The following is a 16,878-nucleotide window of genomic DNA, read 5'->3' on the forward strand; positions in this document are numbered from 1 at the left end:
ATAGCAGGGGTCCAGGGGGTTTCCCCATGGCCAGCCCGCCGGGGAGTCGCATTTTGCGACGTACCGGCGATAGCTGGCTGTGGCGAAAACCACCGGTCATGTTTGTAGCTGTTTGAAAGCGTTTGCAAACGTTTAAATAAAATCGGGATTATTTGAAAGTGTTTGAATCCGTTCGAAAGCAGCAGAACCTGTGCGCTTTTGTTCGAGAATTCGCAAGAAAACACACTTTTACTGGCTGCCGAGCGGTACCATTACACGCTTCCCCTGGGAATCATAGAGGTAGTGCTTGCCGATTTGGACTTCACCCTTTTTAGGCAGTGGAACTAGCTGCAGGTACAACGCGCCATCTTGCTCGATAATCTTTCCCTGCTCCATGATCTGCCTGTAAGCGGGTGCATTTTGGTACTCTTCCAGAATCCTTTGCCGCTCTACATACTGCTGCCCATGACGTATCAACACATAAAATAAGACGGATACAACAATCCCTGCAATAGAGTAAGGAGCGCTTACACCTAAACCGTAGAAGAGTGCCTGCGCCCGGTCTTGAAACTGCAAGAACCGTTTCCTGCCTTTCAGCTCCATTGCAGCCCGGTCGATGGCTGCAATGGATTTCTGAACCTTGTTTTCCAGATTTTGAAAATGCTCCTGGGTTTCAGTCAAGAACAGAGCTGACCAGTCGTCGATCTCATGGCCGTATTTGGCTGCATACTTGCCCCTGGTCTGGGTAAGGCGGTTTGGCTCCGGGCTAGTCATCGCTGAAATTTTCTTTAAGCTCCTTTTTCAGCCTGAGCCTTGCGCCCGGTGGGTAATCTTTCAGCGCGTAACCATTGCGGATGCCGTCCAGTATCTGTCCGCCCAAAAGCGATGCAGGCTCAAAGTCGCCAAAACGCCTCAGGTCAAGCGATAGCGCAAAGCAGTTGTCTTCAAGCTCGCGGGACAAACCTGGAAACTGGGCAAAGCCAAAAAGGTTCTGCCAGATCACAATTTCAAATTTCGATCCTAATGCCGCTCTCATCTTTTCCAGAAACTGAATACTGGCCAGGTACGCCCCGCCGCCACCGATGATGATGTGGAATATAGCCTTAATGCCCAGCTCGTCACACCATTCCTTTAAATCGATATCGCGGGTGATTAAAGCGGGTAACTGTTCACTTTCTGGCGCTCCGAAATCCATAAACACTTTATCAAAGGGGCTATCTGCCAGGCTTTCCACATAGCCGATGAAAAGGTCCCGCATCAGCCTTTCGCGGTTGTCTAGCAGGGAGAATGCTTCGAAGCGGTCGTGGCCCAGGAAGGCCAGTTGCCTCGATGATGTTTTTGTAGAGCTGTCCAGGTCGACAAAAAGGGAAGAGCTACCGGCCTGGGAAAGAGCTCTCAGGTAGGTGTGCAGGCTTTTGCCTACACCACCCTTGGCCTGGACGATAAAATGCAGTTCACGTTTCATTTTTCTTAGCGAATTTTGATTCAAACTTGAATTGGTCTTGTAGCTTGATTTGATCCGGATCGGTTACTTTGAAAGCGCTGGATTGATTGCTTTCAGCGCCTGGGGATTGATCCGGCTTTGGTTTGGGCTTTTGCTCGGGCCTGGGCGTAGTTGCGGTTTTCTTGCCCTTGAAGTAAAACCGGCAGTAACGCACATCCTCGGCCGTGATAAGCCCCGGCCTGCCCAATTTGGCGCTGATCATGTCGGCGATCCTGGCCCGCGTGAGCCTGGCAAGCAGCTCGCCTGCAAAAAGCTCAAATAACGCCTCCCTGCGTTTTCTGTCCTTCTGCTCGAAGAGCTCGATCAGAAGCTTCTCATCGATCAGCATCTGAGAAAGCAGTTGTTCCGGTTAGCACTATACGACTACCTAGTTGCGGGTGAAAAGAAGGATCGTAGCTCAGGTAGCCGTAGCTAACCAGCTCCCGCAAACACTTATGGTAGGTCGCCCCGGATTTGATCCTGGAAAAGCCCATCAACTTCCGCCGGCTGGCGTGAAACGGGATCTTTTGGGTTCCGTTACCGAAGTAAAGCAGCGCGGTGTAAAGGCTGATGTGATAGCAGTTGAGTCGGTCGTCGGATTTGACCGCTTCAAGTGCCGCTATGTCCATGGCAGCACTTGCATGACTAAGCCTTTTCATCGCCCCGAGCCGTTTTGAGTGAGCATGGCAGCGATGTCGCGCTGACTGTAAAAGAAGCATCCACCGACCTTGGTAAACCGAAGATGTCCCTGGATGCGAAGGTTCTGTAAGGTGCCCGGTGAAATGCTTAGCATTTTCCTTACCTGGGCGCTTCTAAGCCAGGTGCCATCCGTGGGCTTATCCTGCGAAAGGATTGATTTGAGCTCTGCAATGATTTCTGTTTTCAGGTTTTGCAGATCCTCCCTTGTGATCATCTCTACATTCATTGTTCTGCAAGTTTATTGTGAAACATTCCGACATAGTGTCTGCCGGCTGCTTGCAAAAATGAACAGGGGGAGGCTGATTCCGATGACCAAACTTAGCAGCTGGTCATCACTTAGCTGGCTTTGAACCGGTCAGCACGATTGTAAATAGCTGCAAATCCTTAGGTACGTCGATGGCTTTGCTCGTCTTTTCTTTCTGGACGGGGAAATAGTTGCGGGCCGTCTCAATCGGGATTGGTTTGCGATCATGGGTGAAATATTTACTTACGAGCTTATACCAGGCGCTCTGTCCCTGAAAGTTGAAGAGCCTACGCCCATCAGGCAGGACTAGGTCTTGTAATTGATGAATGAGATGAACGAAAGTCGGAAGGTGCTTGTCGCGGATATCGATTTTAGTGCTCGGTTCGTGATGCCGAAGGGCTTCGAGTTGGCTTTCGAGCTCAGTGATATGCTTTCTAAGATCAACAATTGCCTTATTGTTTTCTGCAATGACCGCTTCCAAGGCTTGCGAGGAGTTCCACTGATCAACTGAGTGGAGAAATGTTTGGAATGTCGTGAGTTGCTGGATTTGCCCTTTCGCGCGAAGGGCCTTGCGGGAGAACGGGTCTATGAGTTTTAACTGGGCGATCCGTGTTGAAACGATATCCGAAACGTAGCGGTGAAAATCTTGTTCCCCACCAGGAAAGTTTTGTAAATAGTGCCCAAGATGGTAATTGTAAAAGTCAGGGAACTGGCTTTCTCCTAGCTTGTACAGTTTTAGAAAGAAATGATTGTCGTGAAAAGCGCTTTGGATGACTGGCGTCCCAATTTCGAAATGATGCGGTTTGAAATTCCAAAGATCGCGGATTTTAAAATAGGAGTGTAGCATGGTCTTTTAACCATAAGTTACATATCACTTTAGAAAAACGCAAGTGGGCGGTTAGCCGTAAATGCTATAGGTCGGGATGCATGACCGTTGCGGAACCAGAAATCTCCTGCTAGTTGTGCAACGGCCCCGACCGTTTTTCTGTACACTTCGGACAGTCAACTCTGTTATGGCCACATCTTGGTTCCATATAGAACTTTTACCTCTCTTCGCTGGGCACGATAGTCACTAATTGACTGTGGAGACTGTAAATCGAGTTTTACTCCATTGCACAAATGTTGGTGAATGTTCGTAGAGTTGAAAAGGCTATTTTGAACCTCAATTACCTGATTTCCATTGTATTCATACAAAACAATTCCATTTACACCAGGCCCGCCGAGAAATGCCTTAAACTCATCATTCAGCCATTTTAAGTTATTTATCGGATCTGCAACTCCACATACCTTATCCACGTCCTGGACCGGGTCACCGCTTTTGCAGTTTGTTACCAGAAACAAAATGACCATTAAGGATGCTGAAAAAATGGCTTTTGATAGATTTTTCATCGTTTTTTTTATTCTCGATTGCGTATTGAAGTAATGTTGATCCACCGTCCCCACACTTTAAGTCCGTCACTTTCATCCTTCTTAAACCGAATCCAAACAGGTGTAGATTCCTTGTTATAAGGTGTGACAACATCGGCGCGATACTGGACCGAATCAATTTGAACGAACCAGCCACCGCACGCACCGCACATTGTATAATCCCTTTGTGTAATAACAGCAGCTCTTTCAGGCTCTACGTCCGAGCAACCTGATAAGTTATCTGCTGCTATCAGAATGCTCACATAAATCAGAATGGTCTTTTTCATATTGCCAACGGTTAATAAAGCAAAGACCATATTTGACCTAAATGGTTGTAAAATCATCTATACAAGATAGTTATATCGAAAAAGAGAGGGATCGCAATATCGAAAAACCCACCAAGGTTGCACATCTGTGCTGCGCCCCTCTCAAAAACAATTTTTAAAAAAGTCACACCTCCTTGCACTAATCGAAGAATTTCCCCAGAGGGGCGTTGCCCCCTTGCTCTGTGTTTTGTTGTTTAACATAAAATGCGTTTTCTAAATAATTCCGGTATTTTCTGACTTCCATACACTTTTTAATGGCGGCCGCTGAACAGATACGGTTGGATTTTTAAATGTTAATTACACTAATTTGAGCTATCAATTAATAAATTTATTTCGTATCAATATGCAACGACTGGTCAAGGAATTGTGCCTACTCGTAAAAATCTGTTCACCAATGATACCATCGGCGACGGCATGTAGTTAAAAGCCTGTATTTACGTATAATTAATTGCCTTATTATCAAGCACATTATAAATCTAATGATATGGCTAGTAGGATTTTGATTGTTTCGGCAGTACTATTTGCAAGCTCATGCAATTTTGAGGATGGGGATCCAGATATGATCCGTTTTGTATTTAGCAATGAGGATAAAACCGTATTTGAGGAAGTTAAGGTCATTGCCTTTTATGAAAAGGACGGAACGCTAGTTCCTATAGACTCTATAAACCACTATCCACTAAAATCACCATCAATTCCATATTACAATAGTATTGGAATTGGTTTCTTTGCAGAGGACATTGAATCTTATTCGGACGGGATTTTTGAAGCTGTGGTGATCAAAAAAGGGAGCACCATATTCCGAACTCAAATTGGGGTAATCCAAGGGAAATCGACAAAGCGAGATTTTACAATTTCGATGAGCAATGCCGGCATTCAGCTAAAATAAGGTTAGCGTTGCTTTAAATACAGCGCCCGTTACATTCCCGGGTTCATACCTTTGTCTTTCCCAGTATCGAGTCTTTGCCTGCGCAGTTGCTGCCGGTACCCGGCCAGCTCCATGGCATTTAGCCGTGTCCCTTTCCAGCCATTTCCGGGCATGCTCCGCGCCGGCGGGGCCACTGTCGTGGGCAACACTCTGGCAAATCAGCCCGATTATCATCTTCCCCCAAGCTTTTCGATGCCACCTAACCGCTGGAAAATGCGGAAATACCTTAGCATATGATCATGACATAGATTTTATCTATGCCATTGATGAGTCAAATCATTCGGTGGTGGCCGTTGCGGAACTAACCTGATCAATTTGAATTTTAGGAATCATAAGATCTGACTTCGGATAATTTCAAAAATTTAATATTAAAGCAATTAAGGGCTTCAAAATGCGCTGGTTAAGTCAGCTATGGCCTCCATTGCTGCACTATTTGTCAATTTTCTTTTAAATGTTTTGAGGTACTTTTTGAGATTGAAGCAGGTCGCTGCCATCAGCATCACCCTATGTGCCGCGGCTTTCCCTAAGACATTGATTTTACTTAATACATAATGATGGACCAGGCTTCCAAAGACCGGTTCTACCGTACTTTGCCGGACTTGCTTCATCCATTTCCCGCGCCTGCTTAGTTGTCTTTCATAGGCTCGGTGGTAATAATCTTCATAAGCTGTCGTAAATATTCTTTTAAATAGCGACTTAGGCGTATAAGATTCTTTTAGAACACAGGGGATGCAATCCTTTTTTTGAAGCCCGGTAGTTTTTAATAAGCTTCCCGTCAAATGTTAGATCGAAGCCTTTAAAAGGAATTGTCTTCCCCATGGTACACGTAAAAACATCTTCTTTCCTGTCATAGGTAACCCATTCCCTTTCTGGTTTATACTTGCCAAAAACAGGGATCCATGGTGTGACATTTCTCAGTTCCAGGAACTCGTAATTAGAACCATTTGAGTATCCTCCATCTGCTAGGAGCTCTGTCATGCGAAGCTCATTTGCTTTCAGTCGGCTTTGAACTTGTAGAGTCATCGCTGGCAGATACTGACTATCTCTTCCATCTGCAAAGTCGGCTTGGATATGGCTGATTACGCCCTGGCCCGTATCTACTGCCATACTGCAGTGATAGTTAAGTTTTCTTGCTTTGCCAGGCTTTACCGAAATACGAGCATCCGGATCATGCGGATTATAATGCGTTTTATTACTGAACAACTGAGCTTTCTCATGAGAAGCGCCGCTGGCTCCTACCGGATTTTTACGCAGTTTATCGTGGACATGTTTCACACGGTTCAAATGATGCTGCGGAGCTGTGATCAACCCTACTGTGGAAGTTACAGCAGTGCTTGCTTGATTTTGGTTTTCAGTGTCTACGGCTTCAAAGTGCCTTTCAATAGACTGAAAAGGTCTTTTCAATTCAAGGCTTTCCATTGAAGCATTTGCCTTAATGGGAGCCGAATCCATGGCCTGGGTATGTCCACTGACCATACCCTTATTAACACACAGAGCAAATATCTTATTGAACAGAGCCTCAAAAACGGTAGCTGGATATAATTGTCTGATCCGACTGATGGTCGAATGCCAGGGTAACTGCTCATCAATATCGTAGCCCAAAAAGTAAAGAATGTCCATGCGCATCGAGCAGTGATCTACCAATTTGCGGTCAGACGTTATATTTTCTAGGTAGCCGACAAGCATTAGCTTGAAAATACGATCGGGTCAATAGATGGGTTTCCAGTGCTTCCATAAAGCGCTCTGGTTTCTTTGTAAATGGAGTTCAGATCCAGCGATTCTCTCAGCCTTCGATAAAAATTATCCTTCGGAATCCGCTCGGATAACTGGAAGTTCATGAACAGCTTTTCGGAGTAATTTTTTCTTCCTTGCATTCCTGAGGTTACAAAATTCCCTCATGAATGCGAAGCAGTTTTGTTAGGTTGTTTACAATTTAATCACCTAACTTATCATGAAAACTGTTCTCAAAAGGAGTGTGGGACTTACCTGATTTGACCAGAGAAACCATGTTGTTCTCCATCGATTTAAATTGAACAAGCCAGTTATACTTTTTATCCCCAATGTAAAAATAACCGGTACTTATCTTTATAAGGGCCTCCATCACTGCTGGCTTGCAGTCGTACACAACGTGATTTGCAGTCGGGTGATCGCCATGTACCAAAACCACCCAGTAGTTGCAATTTGAATCTAGCCTATCAATTTCAAGCCTGGCGGCTTTCCCACTTATAGTCCGAATGAGAATTGGCGACTTGAAGGTTTCAGACCAGTTGGAAAAGTGGAAATTTGAATTTCGCTTAACTATGAATCGATCTTCTAAGGCCTTCAAAATCTCGAACCAATCTGTGAAGTGTCTATTAAAATCTGTCGCAGCGAACTGCGAAGCGATATCGTCAATTTTTTCTTGCCAGTACATTCTGCCGTTATTCGGATTTAGGGTTGAATATAGGCATTTACCTTAATTCTAGATAAAGACTTAATTATTCTGTTAGTAATCAGAAGCCTGGATCTTGGATCATATAGAGTTGTGCAACAGCCACGGCGGTTAAAACGAAATTTGTAAAGTAAGTATCTATCAATCTATTGTATTGATTGATAGTTACTTGGTTATGACCAGTTCAATTGATAGTGCGTTTTAATGTACTTTATTTTTACGTTTATTTTACTGAGGAGTAAACAATTAAATAAAGATTTTGCTGACCTTCTTTTTTTGAGATGGGAACAGTGATGTCACCAGTAATTGTGTCAACCTGAGTGTTAGTCGCAGACTCCAAACTACTGGGGACTTCTGACAAATCGAACAATGCAAATCTTAAGTTTTCACTGTCTTTAATCCGAAAAGGGAGCTGGTTTTTATTAATTTTCAAATTCTTTACTTCGCTACCGAGTTCCTGCCATTCCCTTGGGAAATCGTGGCGAACCGAAAATAACCTACTGAAATTCCACAGGGAGACATAGTCATCATTAGTTGGCTCGGTTTCTAGTTCTTTTGCTGTATACTTAATGTGTAAGATGACGTCGGAAATTGTATTAAAATCAAATTGCCGATCATCACTATTGCCCATCTGGAACGTCCATTTCGACGGTGCATCCAGGCTGACCCTTTCAAATGGCAGATATCTTTCGTCCCGAAAAGCAAGTTCAAAAACGCCGCTATCATTCTGGGCCGAACTTGTCGCAATAGAGTCGCCATTTTCATTTTTCAACGTGGCACCTATGGTCGTATACGGTCCCGCGATACATGGCATTGAGATACTGATGGATTTGATCCTTCTTTTGTGATGGTGCACAAAATCCAGGTCGAAAAGCGCCTTATCCAAATGAAAGCTGCATGATCCCGCAACCCTCAGATTAATAACCGATAACGGAAAATACATGGCTAGGGAAACATGCTTGGTGAGTTCGTATTCCCTGGTATTTTTTTCAAGGAATGATTTTTCCATTCTGCGAAGATCAAAAGTAAGTTTTTCACCCACCAGCATTGCCTCGCTCAGACTGTTCCAGCCAACATAATTGATAAACCCGGGCGTGCTGCCTGCTTCAAGGTTCAGGTCTCTGAAATAACTTTGTTCCGCCTGTTTCGCCATTTCGTATGCCATCTGATAGGACTGAAAGTAGAGAGTAGACAGTTCATTCTGCATCCAGTGATAGAGTTGCTGGTTGGAGAATTTTTCCCGCATATATGTAACAAGAGCCTGCGATTGTTCTATTTGCAATTCGTGGTTTGACAGTTCCTTTTCGGCTATTTGAGCCCTATTCTCCGATGCAAGTATCTGAATGGTTAATTGCTCTTTTTCTTTTTTCGCGCTGTCAAGTTGTAATTTCCACTCTTTATTTCTTCTTTTATAGCTGCCGACCAGACCTTCTTTGCTGGCCTCAAGGCCCAATTTCTGACTTAGGTAACTCTTAATTGACACCGAACCTTTCATTGCACTGGATAAATGTGATCCACCATAGGAACCTCCTATTGTTGGCGGACTGCCAATTTTGATATCGGGAATCAATGCGTATACGCTCGCCATTATTTCATTCAGAATCATTTCGTCGTAAAAATATTTCTGGGATTCGAGCTTTAACAATTGATTGGACTCCTCGGCTATCAGCGTTGGTTCTTCATTTTTGTATAGTTCAGAATAATAGGATATTCTTTGTTCTACATTTTCAAGTTGCATACCTAGACTCTCAACATTTAATAATGCCTCGTCAACCTGTTTCTTTTTTATATCCCAAATAGCCTTTAAAACCTGCTGCTCATTGGACGATCTAAGCAAGGCTAACTCCTCCGAGTCTCTTTTTTCAAAGGCAACCAGCAATGCCCCACCCAATGATCTTACTTCACTCGCAAATTCCTGGGCTTTTTGAAGCATTACCTGAAATCTATATCGATTTTTCCGGGCGTTGGAGGTATCACTCAGGATCTGATCTAACGTCCGTCCCATTTTGGTGTCCTTCACCAAACCAGCAGGATCAATCGGAAGCTCAAAAAGTGGCAGCTTTCGAAGCATTCCTTCGATATTGAGGCTGTTCCTGATCTTATACAATCGATCCGAAACAGTATCCCAATACCCTAATAATTTTGGGTTTCGGGGCGTGCAAAAATAGTTCATCTTGCCCGCGCCCTTGTTTGGAAACACGAATGATCCGATTTCAACCAGGGCGTTACTAAATCCATCTAACGAGGTGTTAGATGAGTTTATTGGACTCGCGGAAGCAGCTGCTAATTCTTCTGCCAGACCAAGTTGATGCGAAAGCACCAGTGAATCAAATCGTTGGGTTTTCGGGTAAGCCCTGGGAGGAATAAGTTGAGGTCGTCGTCCTAAAATTTTGGCTGCCAGAATGTACAGCATAGCAGCCTCATTGATAGACTCCATCGAATCCCTGCGAAAAAGCATATCAGCCCAATTGATCAGATTGTCCAAATATTTCATCACCGTGAATTTCATGTACGCCGTAACCCTCATTCTGGCTATGACATGTGGCTGGAAAGGATTGTTCTGCCATTTGTCAATCTGCTCCGTATCGGAATCGATAATGTCCTGCAAGGTGATGTTCCTGCTTTCTGCCTCTTTAAAAAATGGTGAAAATCTCCAAAATCGTTCCTTGCTCCCGCTTTCTCCTATTGTAGGATCAAACACGTAATGAAACCATTTCCGGGCTTCATCAAATTTTTGGTTTTGGCTGAGCCTACAGGCGATTGAAATAGGAATGTGGAAAAACAGTTCCCAATTGTACATGGAATAAGCACCTTTGTAACTAAAGTCCATCTTGCCAAACTCACTTCGACCTCGCTCAAACTGAATGCCATTGGTATGCTCATATGCAGACAAAATTTCGGCACTCTTATTTAGATTTTGAGTATGGGAGTCTTCGCGAAGGCTGCCGGCCCAGAGATTGTCTAATCCCCCGGTGAACCTCTTTCGTATATCTATCAAATAAGGGTGATAAAAAATTTCCGAATCAAAATGAGACAAATGTGTCCTGACAGTGAGGAAGCCATAAAATACAAATCCAATTGTCATGCCAGGAGTTAAATTTGGCCTTAGAAGCATTGAATTTTGCGAGTCATTAAAGAAAACGGCTTCAGGGTCTTTGGTAAAGGGAAAATTAGGCTCTAAGGCGACAGACCTTTTTTTATTATAAATTTTTGGAACTTTTAATAACGACAAAGCTTTGTCTCCTTTGGTATAAACAAGTTCATATATGTAATCAGGAGGGGACCCGAACCAATATCCACCCTCCCCAAATGTTGTAAGATTTCCCGTTGAAGATGTAGGAATAGCGAAAAGGAGATCTGTCTCATCTGAACCAATGCCAAAATATTCGGTGCTCAGATCGTTGAAAACGTCAGTAGCTTTCTGGACAGAAAATTGGGATGATCCCACACCTTTTGTTCTTATCCCGATGGCTGATCCTTCCTCGATCAAAAAGAGCCCGATCTCTTTTTTAGTTAGTGTTTCTAAAAGTTCGCTGGTTGAAGTTCCGATGGGCAGTTTCAAATATTCTTTTGATCTTTTTCTGGCCACCCATTTCCTCTGCTCATATCTGCTCCAAACCAACCTTAATTCGAAATAGGTTTCTGGCTTTTGGGTTGCTAATTGTGTTTGATCTGGTTCTGTACCCTCACCTTTAACAGAACTCATCCGGATTGTATTGTCAGCTTCCTCAGTCTTCTTCATAAAATTAAACCAGAACAAATACAGTTCCCCATTCCAGACCACCGGCGTCATGGCGTCGCCTTCGATGTCCAGGTCGACCTTTTCCCAGCCGGTCCATTCGCCAAATAATTGTTTTCTGTAAAAATATTGGCGAGGTTCGGAATAGGTCCTGCCGAAAACGTGTAAGGTCCCCTTTGCGTCCGGGTTAGCTTTCTCGTGATACTGGGCAATAATTTCAAGCTTGCCCACCGATTCCAGTTTATTGAAATAATCCTGAAATGCTTTTTCAGCATTCTCCGATGTCACTGCATTCTGGGATAGTTGCGTTTCGAACTCTTCGAAAAACGGTGTCTTGTTATCTCTCAGCTCGGGTTCGATCCAGTTTTCGGGATACAGGAATATCTTGCGGTTGGCCTCCCAAACGCGGTACCACTTCCGCCATTTGTTCCACTGGGCTGAGGCATCCGGAGGTAAATGAAGCTTCGCGGGCGTTGTGCCATCTGCTGGATTGACCTTCGGGTCTTCTTCCAATCCCATTAACACCCGTTCGATAAAAAGCTGAACGCTGCTGATTGCCAGTACGATACGGGAGGTTTGCATGATCGGCTGCATCTCGGGGTCGATAAGAAGCCGCTCGTAAAGTTCGTTCCTGTCCAATGCTTTCAGAATGCTTCCAAGCTTGAACAGAACGAAATCGGTCAGAGCATCCCGCTGTTTTTGCCGAAGCAGGTCCTGAATGGGCTTTGCTACTTTCAACCATTGCGCTTCTGTATATTTAGCCTGTGCGGCCGACTTGACTGCGCGTACATTTTCTTTTTCTGCATTTGCAGCTAGTTCCTTTTCCGTGATCGTGTGGTTCGACGCCAGCTTTACAAGCAGACCAAGATTTTCGGATTCATGATCACCCAATAGTTTTAGTAACTTTTCCTCCCGGATTTTTTCAATTTCCGAGTCGACATGGTTCGTTGAAAGGTTTTCTACGAAACCGTTCCATTTTTTTGGCTCATTATTATAATAGTCGAAAATTTTCAGGATTTTGGTCCACTCTTTCAACGCGGGTACTGCAATATCGTAATCTGGTATGGTCGCATCCCCAGAAAAATTAAAAACTTTCGCTGTGGTCAGCCTAACGAGATGCTCCGGTTCGAAGGGTCGTAATCTTAGAAAGGCTATTTTACCATGCAATGCATTTACAGCATTTTTAAACTCCTTGTCAACCTCCACAGTTAGGATATCCTCCTTCACTTTACTTCCTTGGGAGAACCCGGCAAATAAAAGAGCCCATTGCTCTTCGGAAATCAATGAATTTATGCCAGTCTCTTTAAATGAGAATAACTCATTCAGATTTGTCGTGACTACTTTTTTCAGCGATTTCTCCCGCTGTTTTATAATAATGTTCTCAGACGAGTTGGGGTCATGATCTGCCATATCGAATACCTGCAGCCGGATGTTCCTATAACAATTTGTCACCTCTTCCTCATCCGCGAAGAAATTTGAAGTAACAATGTCATTGAACTTCTTGAAAGTTAAACCGCAGAACAGCAATTCGGCTGCAAACTCGACAACGTTGCCTAAAATTTCTACCGAGCCGGGTTCACCCGGAAAAAGATTCCATATCGCTATTATTTCATCCGCGGGAAATTGAAGTGCTTTTGAAAGTAACCCCGCTTTGTAACACGCTGCCAGGTCTATCAGGTCGCCCGCTTTGTCCTTTCCAACGATCGCAGAAACCTGCTCTTCGCTGATCTGACAAACAGAAGCGACGTATTTTTTATCAGCGGCAATTTTAGCATAATTGAAGTCAGGGCCAGGGTCCTTAAATACTTTGGCGCCCAGTCCTACATTCCCGTAAGTTTTGTCAAACAGTGTCGGTATTGTGGGTTGATGAGGTGCAAAGAAATCCTTGTAATCCTGGTCGTTGTCAACGCCGTTCAACAGAAACGACATCTCTTCAACATTCAGAGAAAGCTGATCACGTACCTTTTCGATCTTGTAGAAAGTGATGATAAGCAGCTCGTGGATGTCGAACTTTAATTCTGGCAATGCCCACATCATCCGGTCCAGATCATACATAGTCCAGCCGAGCCGCTTCCAAAGCCGGATGAAGCGGTAGATACGGTTCCAATGCGAGGGATTCAGTCCTATAAGCTGAAGTTCATCCAGCTTGGCAGTCGTAGGTTCGGTTCCTGGTTTATTTTCGATGGTCACATCCTGGCCGGGGAGGGTCCTTACAAACCGCGTGCTCAGCAATGTCAGTAAATCCCGGTAAGAGATTTCCGTCTTGAATAGAAACAGGTCCACATTTTCGGACATGGCCTGCATCCAATTTCTTCCAGCTAAAGGCCGATCCAGCAATGCAAAATTTCCCAGGTCTTTATCGGTAACATTCTCGCTTTCAAACCCATAAAACCGATATAAGTTATTGGCGTCTGCGTCCGTGATAATCTTTGCCTCCTCCGGCGAAAGTCCGAGATAATCCGCAGCGATAGCGACTTGCTTGTCCGGACTCTCCGGTGCATAATGGTCGATCAACTTGTACCTATCAACACCTAGGTGCCCCAGGTAAAGCCTTGTCTGCTCCCATTCCAAATTAAAGGGAAGACTGGCGGGATACACCTGCGATTTCAATGCTTCGTAGGCATCCGGATCGACATGTTCAGGAAAAACGGAGAGACTTTCCGCGGCGAGGGTGGTTTGGGAAGAAGACTTCTGTAGCGAATTGTGCTGAACCAGAGTCTCGAGAATTTCTATGACCAGGTCAATGTAAGGCAGTGTAGTGTTGGTATTGTCGCAGGTAAGGTCAATGTAGGCAAGGTCGGGACGTCGGTTCAAAAGTGCTGAATAAACATCTTCCGCATTGCTTTTGAGGTATTGCAGGAGATCGACCAGGTAAGCCGCGGGGCTGAGGATCGACATGCATTCGTCGCATTCGGCCTCTTCCAGGCTCCCGAAAAGTTCGGCCCAGGTTGCCTTAGCGCCGTTGCCAAGATCTATTGTTGCCGGGCTTCCGTCCGGGGCAGTGGAAGACCCGGTTACGGTCGTTTCAATGTCATTATCTCCCGTCATTTTAGCGTAAAAATTGAGCGTAGCCATTACCTTGGAAGTGGCTTGCTGCAAAATTTCAATCGCCTCGCTTTCCGGGACCGTCTTGATCATCTTCTCGACAAACACACGGGGAGCCAGAGGGGCAATGTGAAACGCGGAATGAAATCCCATTCTCTGGAGAGAATCCACCACCCGGTAGTCATTTTTGGCAAGCGGTAATAGTTTGGCCGTGCTCAGCAAATGTTGCGTGAACCGGTTGCTGTCTGCCAGGCCGTCCAGGTTAAGCGATTTTTTGTCTCCCACCAGCATGAGGCTCATCGGCTGCTTGCCAAATTCAAAGTGTGGATTGTTCTTGAAAAATATCTGCCAGTCGTCCTTAAAAGTAGCCGCCGAATCAACCTGAATACTTTTTTGGAAATAATCTGTCGGAAAAAGGTTTTTGAGGCGCGTATGAAGTTCGATGGCGTAACTATCGACCCGGTCTTCCTCCTTCTCGTCTGTTATGTATTCAGGAACAGCCGATTTGCCGGAACTTTGGTAAGCCTCTGTCAAAAAACTTCGCCAATCCGCTGTTTCAAATTTCGTCAGCGCCCTAAGCTCCCTGATCTGGTGATTTGAAATCAAAATGCCCACGGTAGCACTGGAATCCACCACACTGCCTACGGCGAAGACGGTTTTGGCTAAGCGAAGCTCGTTGGGCTTGCCACTGATCGACGCGATCTTACCGGTCCGTTCCCAAAATGCATCCTGCGGGAAATCGGAACTGTTCCAAATTTCATGCATCAGGTCCAGCTGAAAACGAAAATCCGTGCTGGCGATCTGCATGTAATCCTGGTATGTTCCTCCGCTGTTAAATCTTTGTCGTAGGGCAGCCCGGTTTCTTGCTTCTTCGATAGCCGTTGCCAGTATTGCCAGATCCGGCTTTCTGATTTCCGGGATGTAATTTTGCCGGATTGCAGATTCGATCTGGTTTACAAGTTCCTGGGTTGGTTGAAGTAATATTTGGTCAAAGGACCTGGGAATGTAAGGAATGCGCAGCCATGCGTAGTAAACCCATGTCATCTTTTTCCCAAGGTCTATTCCCATTTGCATGGAAATATTTTGATAAGCCTGCGACCAGAATTCGATCAGTTCCCTGGCGATACCCGTTTCATTGGACAGAAACCCGAAATCGTCCGTCTTATCCGTTTCTCCTTTTGTCAATGTTTCCGGACGAACATCTTTAATGATGGGCAGTATTTCCTGATCAATCCGCTCAAATTCACTGGTAGCATAAACGGGCGCTTTGTCCAGCCGGAAGTCGATCACCAGCTCCGAAGGGACATTATAATGGACCGAGGATTCACCTAGTATATTCTTATCACTCACTACCTGGATATAGACATCGGCCGTATACTTCTCCGAAGTATCCTCAAACTTCGCCGGATTGTAAGTAATCACATATTTCCCATCCAGCCCTGTCACGGCCGATCCCAGCGATTGCTCCTTTCGGAAGTCCCGGTCAATAGCAGATACGTTCAGTTTGACGGCCGGTTTTCCGTCGGGGAGGGTTATTTTGCCACGGATGGTCCAGGTTGGGGGCGGAGTGACGGGTGGCGTAACGGGAGTATCATCCTGCTCAAACAGTCCAAAGTCTTTAGCTATCTTGTTTAGTAGGTCGGCAGTGGGCTGATCAACTACCAAACCAGCGGGATATTCTATCCGGTGCTCCTTTTGAAAGGACATTACGGCAGTCAAAGTTTGTTCCCCGGCCCGATTTTCATCAATTTCGTTCTGTGGTATTTGACGGATGATAGGCAACTTCGTGCGCAAAGCGAGCAGCACCCGCTGAAGATTTGCGACCTCTTCGGACACTTCATTTTGTTTGATTGGGGTTATGGGTTTTAGGGTTGTGGCCGGCATGGGGAAGTTTGATTCGAGACGTTTTTAGAAGTATTTAATTAATTGATTGCTGCGGCGTTAATCATAGCATTTTGGATTCTTGTCCAGTTGAAAGTCTCTTACCCAACCTTCTAGGCCGTTTTCTAGTTTGATTTTGAAAAACAATGTATGAAAATGACCAATTTCCTGCTTATCAATAACGTAGTAGATCTTTTCCGGAATTTCGGTCGAAATTACCTTTGGATTTAGAGAAGTAGGCGTTTTTACAAGCTGGGATGCGAAATTAGTTTTGATCCAACACCGACTATGGTCTATTGCTTCGTCACTATGCGAGTCAGACATTTTGACGTTTTGTGAGAGTACAGATTTTGAGGCGTCGTCAAACAATTCTTTCAATGCGGGATCTGATTTTACTATTTGCGGGTTATCTCTTACTTTTTCAAGAGATGCTCTTACTTTCTCAATTTCAAGCTGGGTTTTGTTTTTGTCCAGTGCTATTTCTTTCTGGTCTTTGTTATAATCCCGAAAAAGGATTATCGCTACATACAATGCAGAAAAACCTAGTATCCCCCAATAAATATTTAGGATAAGCTTGTAATTCTGCGTCTTGTGAAGGCCCGAGAAAAGAGGTGACCTAATCAAAATTCCGATTAGAACACAAATAATGAGCAGGATCAGAGACCAATGGTCTCCTTTATCAACTGCGGATTTGATGCTGTCTTGCATGTTGGAATTGG

The 16,878-nt window shown here is 44.7% G+C and carries 15 protein-coding genes; 1 reads left to right on the top strand and 14 read right to left on the bottom strand.

Annotated features, from left to right (window positions below; all coding sequences use genetic code 11):
* Positions 1–228 precede the first annotated feature (228 nt).
* The 8 genes from LZD49_RS33855 to LZD49_RS33890 all read right to left on the bottom strand — a co-directional run bounded on the left by LZD49_RS33855 (position 229) and on the right by LZD49_RS33890 (position 4,099).
* A complete protein-coding gene (locus LZD49_RS33855; protein ID WP_234672876.1) occupies positions 229–753 on the bottom strand; it encodes a hypothetical protein in 525 nt (174 codons plus the stop codon).
* The gene (locus LZD49_RS33860; protein WP_234672878.1) at positions 746–1,444 is read right to left on the bottom strand and encodes a hypothetical protein; all 699 of its coding nucleotides are present in this window, start codon (positions 1,442–1,444) and stop codon (positions 746–748) included. The genes LZD49_RS33855 and LZD49_RS33860 overlap by 8 nt, the downstream gene beginning before the upstream one ends.
* Positions 1,434–1,811, bottom strand: coding sequence for a hypothetical protein (locus LZD49_RS33865; protein ID WP_234672881.1), 378 nt, complete (start codon positions 1,809–1,811; stop codon positions 1,434–1,436). The genes LZD49_RS33860 and LZD49_RS33865 overlap by 11 nt, the downstream gene beginning before the upstream one ends.
* A complete protein-coding gene (locus LZD49_RS33870) occupies positions 1,798–2,121 on the bottom strand; it encodes a hypothetical protein (protein WP_234672883.1) in 324 nt (107 codons plus the stop codon). The genes LZD49_RS33865 and LZD49_RS33870 overlap by 14 nt, the downstream gene beginning before the upstream one ends.
* Positions 2,118–2,387, bottom strand: coding sequence for a helix-turn-helix domain-containing protein (locus LZD49_RS33875; RefSeq protein ID WP_234672885.1), 270 nt, complete (start codon positions 2,385–2,387; stop codon positions 2,118–2,120). The genes LZD49_RS33870 and LZD49_RS33875 overlap by 4 nt, the downstream gene beginning before the upstream one ends.
* Before the next feature lie 106 nt (positions 2,388–2,493).
* Positions 2,494–3,252: a hypothetical protein gene (locus LZD49_RS33880; protein ID WP_234672887.1), complete on the bottom strand. Its 759-nt coding sequence runs from the start codon at positions 3,250–3,252 to the stop codon at positions 2,494–2,496.
* Between the two features lie 164 nt (positions 3,253–3,416).
* Positions 3,417–3,794, bottom strand: coding sequence for a hypothetical protein (locus LZD49_RS33885; protein ID WP_234672889.1), 378 nt, complete (start codon positions 3,792–3,794; stop codon positions 3,417–3,419).
* A gap of 8 nt (positions 3,795–3,802) precedes the next feature.
* On the bottom strand, positions 3,803–4,099 hold the full coding sequence (locus LZD49_RS33890; RefSeq protein WP_234672891.1) for a hypothetical protein: 297 nt from the start codon (positions 4,097–4,099) through the stop codon (positions 3,803–3,805).
* 523 nt (positions 4,100–4,622) lie between these two features.
* Here LZD49_RS33890 and LZD49_RS33895 point away from each other — a divergent pair.
* On the top strand, positions 4,623–5,024 hold the full coding sequence (locus LZD49_RS33895) for a hypothetical protein (protein WP_234672893.1): 402 nt from the start codon (positions 4,623–4,625) through the stop codon (positions 5,022–5,024).
* Positions 5,025–5,449: 425 nt separating this feature from the next.
* Here LZD49_RS33895 and LZD49_RS33900 read toward each other — a convergent pair whose 3' ends face one another.
* The 6 genes from LZD49_RS33900 to LZD49_RS33925 form a co-directional block, all read right to left on the bottom strand.
* The gene (locus LZD49_RS33900) at positions 5,450–5,842 is read right to left on the bottom strand and encodes a transposase (RefSeq protein ID WP_234672895.1); all 393 of its coding nucleotides are present in this window, start codon (positions 5,840–5,842) and stop codon (positions 5,450–5,452) included.
* Positions 5,760–6,749: a transposase gene (locus LZD49_RS33905; protein ID WP_234672896.1), complete on the bottom strand. Its 990-nt coding sequence runs from the start codon at positions 6,747–6,749 to the stop codon at positions 5,760–5,762. Before LZD49_RS33905 ends, LZD49_RS33900 begins: the two co-directional genes overlap by 83 nt.
* Complete coding sequence (locus LZD49_RS33910; RefSeq protein ID WP_234672899.1) at positions 6,749–6,937, bottom strand: hypothetical protein; 189 nt, start codon at positions 6,935–6,937, stop codon at positions 6,749–6,751. The genes LZD49_RS33905 and LZD49_RS33910 overlap by 1 nt, the downstream gene beginning before the upstream one ends.
* Positions 6,938–6,996: 59 nt before the next feature.
* Complete coding sequence (locus LZD49_RS33915; protein ID WP_234672901.1) at positions 6,997–7,476, bottom strand: hypothetical protein; 480 nt, start codon at positions 7,474–7,476, stop codon at positions 6,997–6,999.
* Positions 7,477–7,717: 241 nt separating this feature from the next.
* The gene (locus tag LZD49_RS33920; RefSeq protein ID WP_234672903.1) at positions 7,718–16,114 is read right to left on the bottom strand and encodes a neuraminidase-like domain-containing protein; all 8,397 of its coding nucleotides are present in this window, start codon (positions 16,112–16,114) and stop codon (positions 7,718–7,720) included.
* Positions 16,115–16,219: 105 nt separating this feature from the next.
* The gene (locus LZD49_RS33925; protein WP_234672905.1) at positions 16,220–16,867 is read right to left on the bottom strand and encodes a hypothetical protein; all 648 of its coding nucleotides are present in this window, start codon (positions 16,865–16,867) and stop codon (positions 16,220–16,222) included.
* Positions 16,868–16,878 lie beyond the last annotated feature (11 nt).

Source organism: Dyadobacter sp. CY261, from assembly GCF_021440085.1.
Classification (GTDB): domain Bacteria; phylum Bacteroidota; class Bacteroidia; order Cytophagales; family Spirosomataceae; genus Dyadobacter.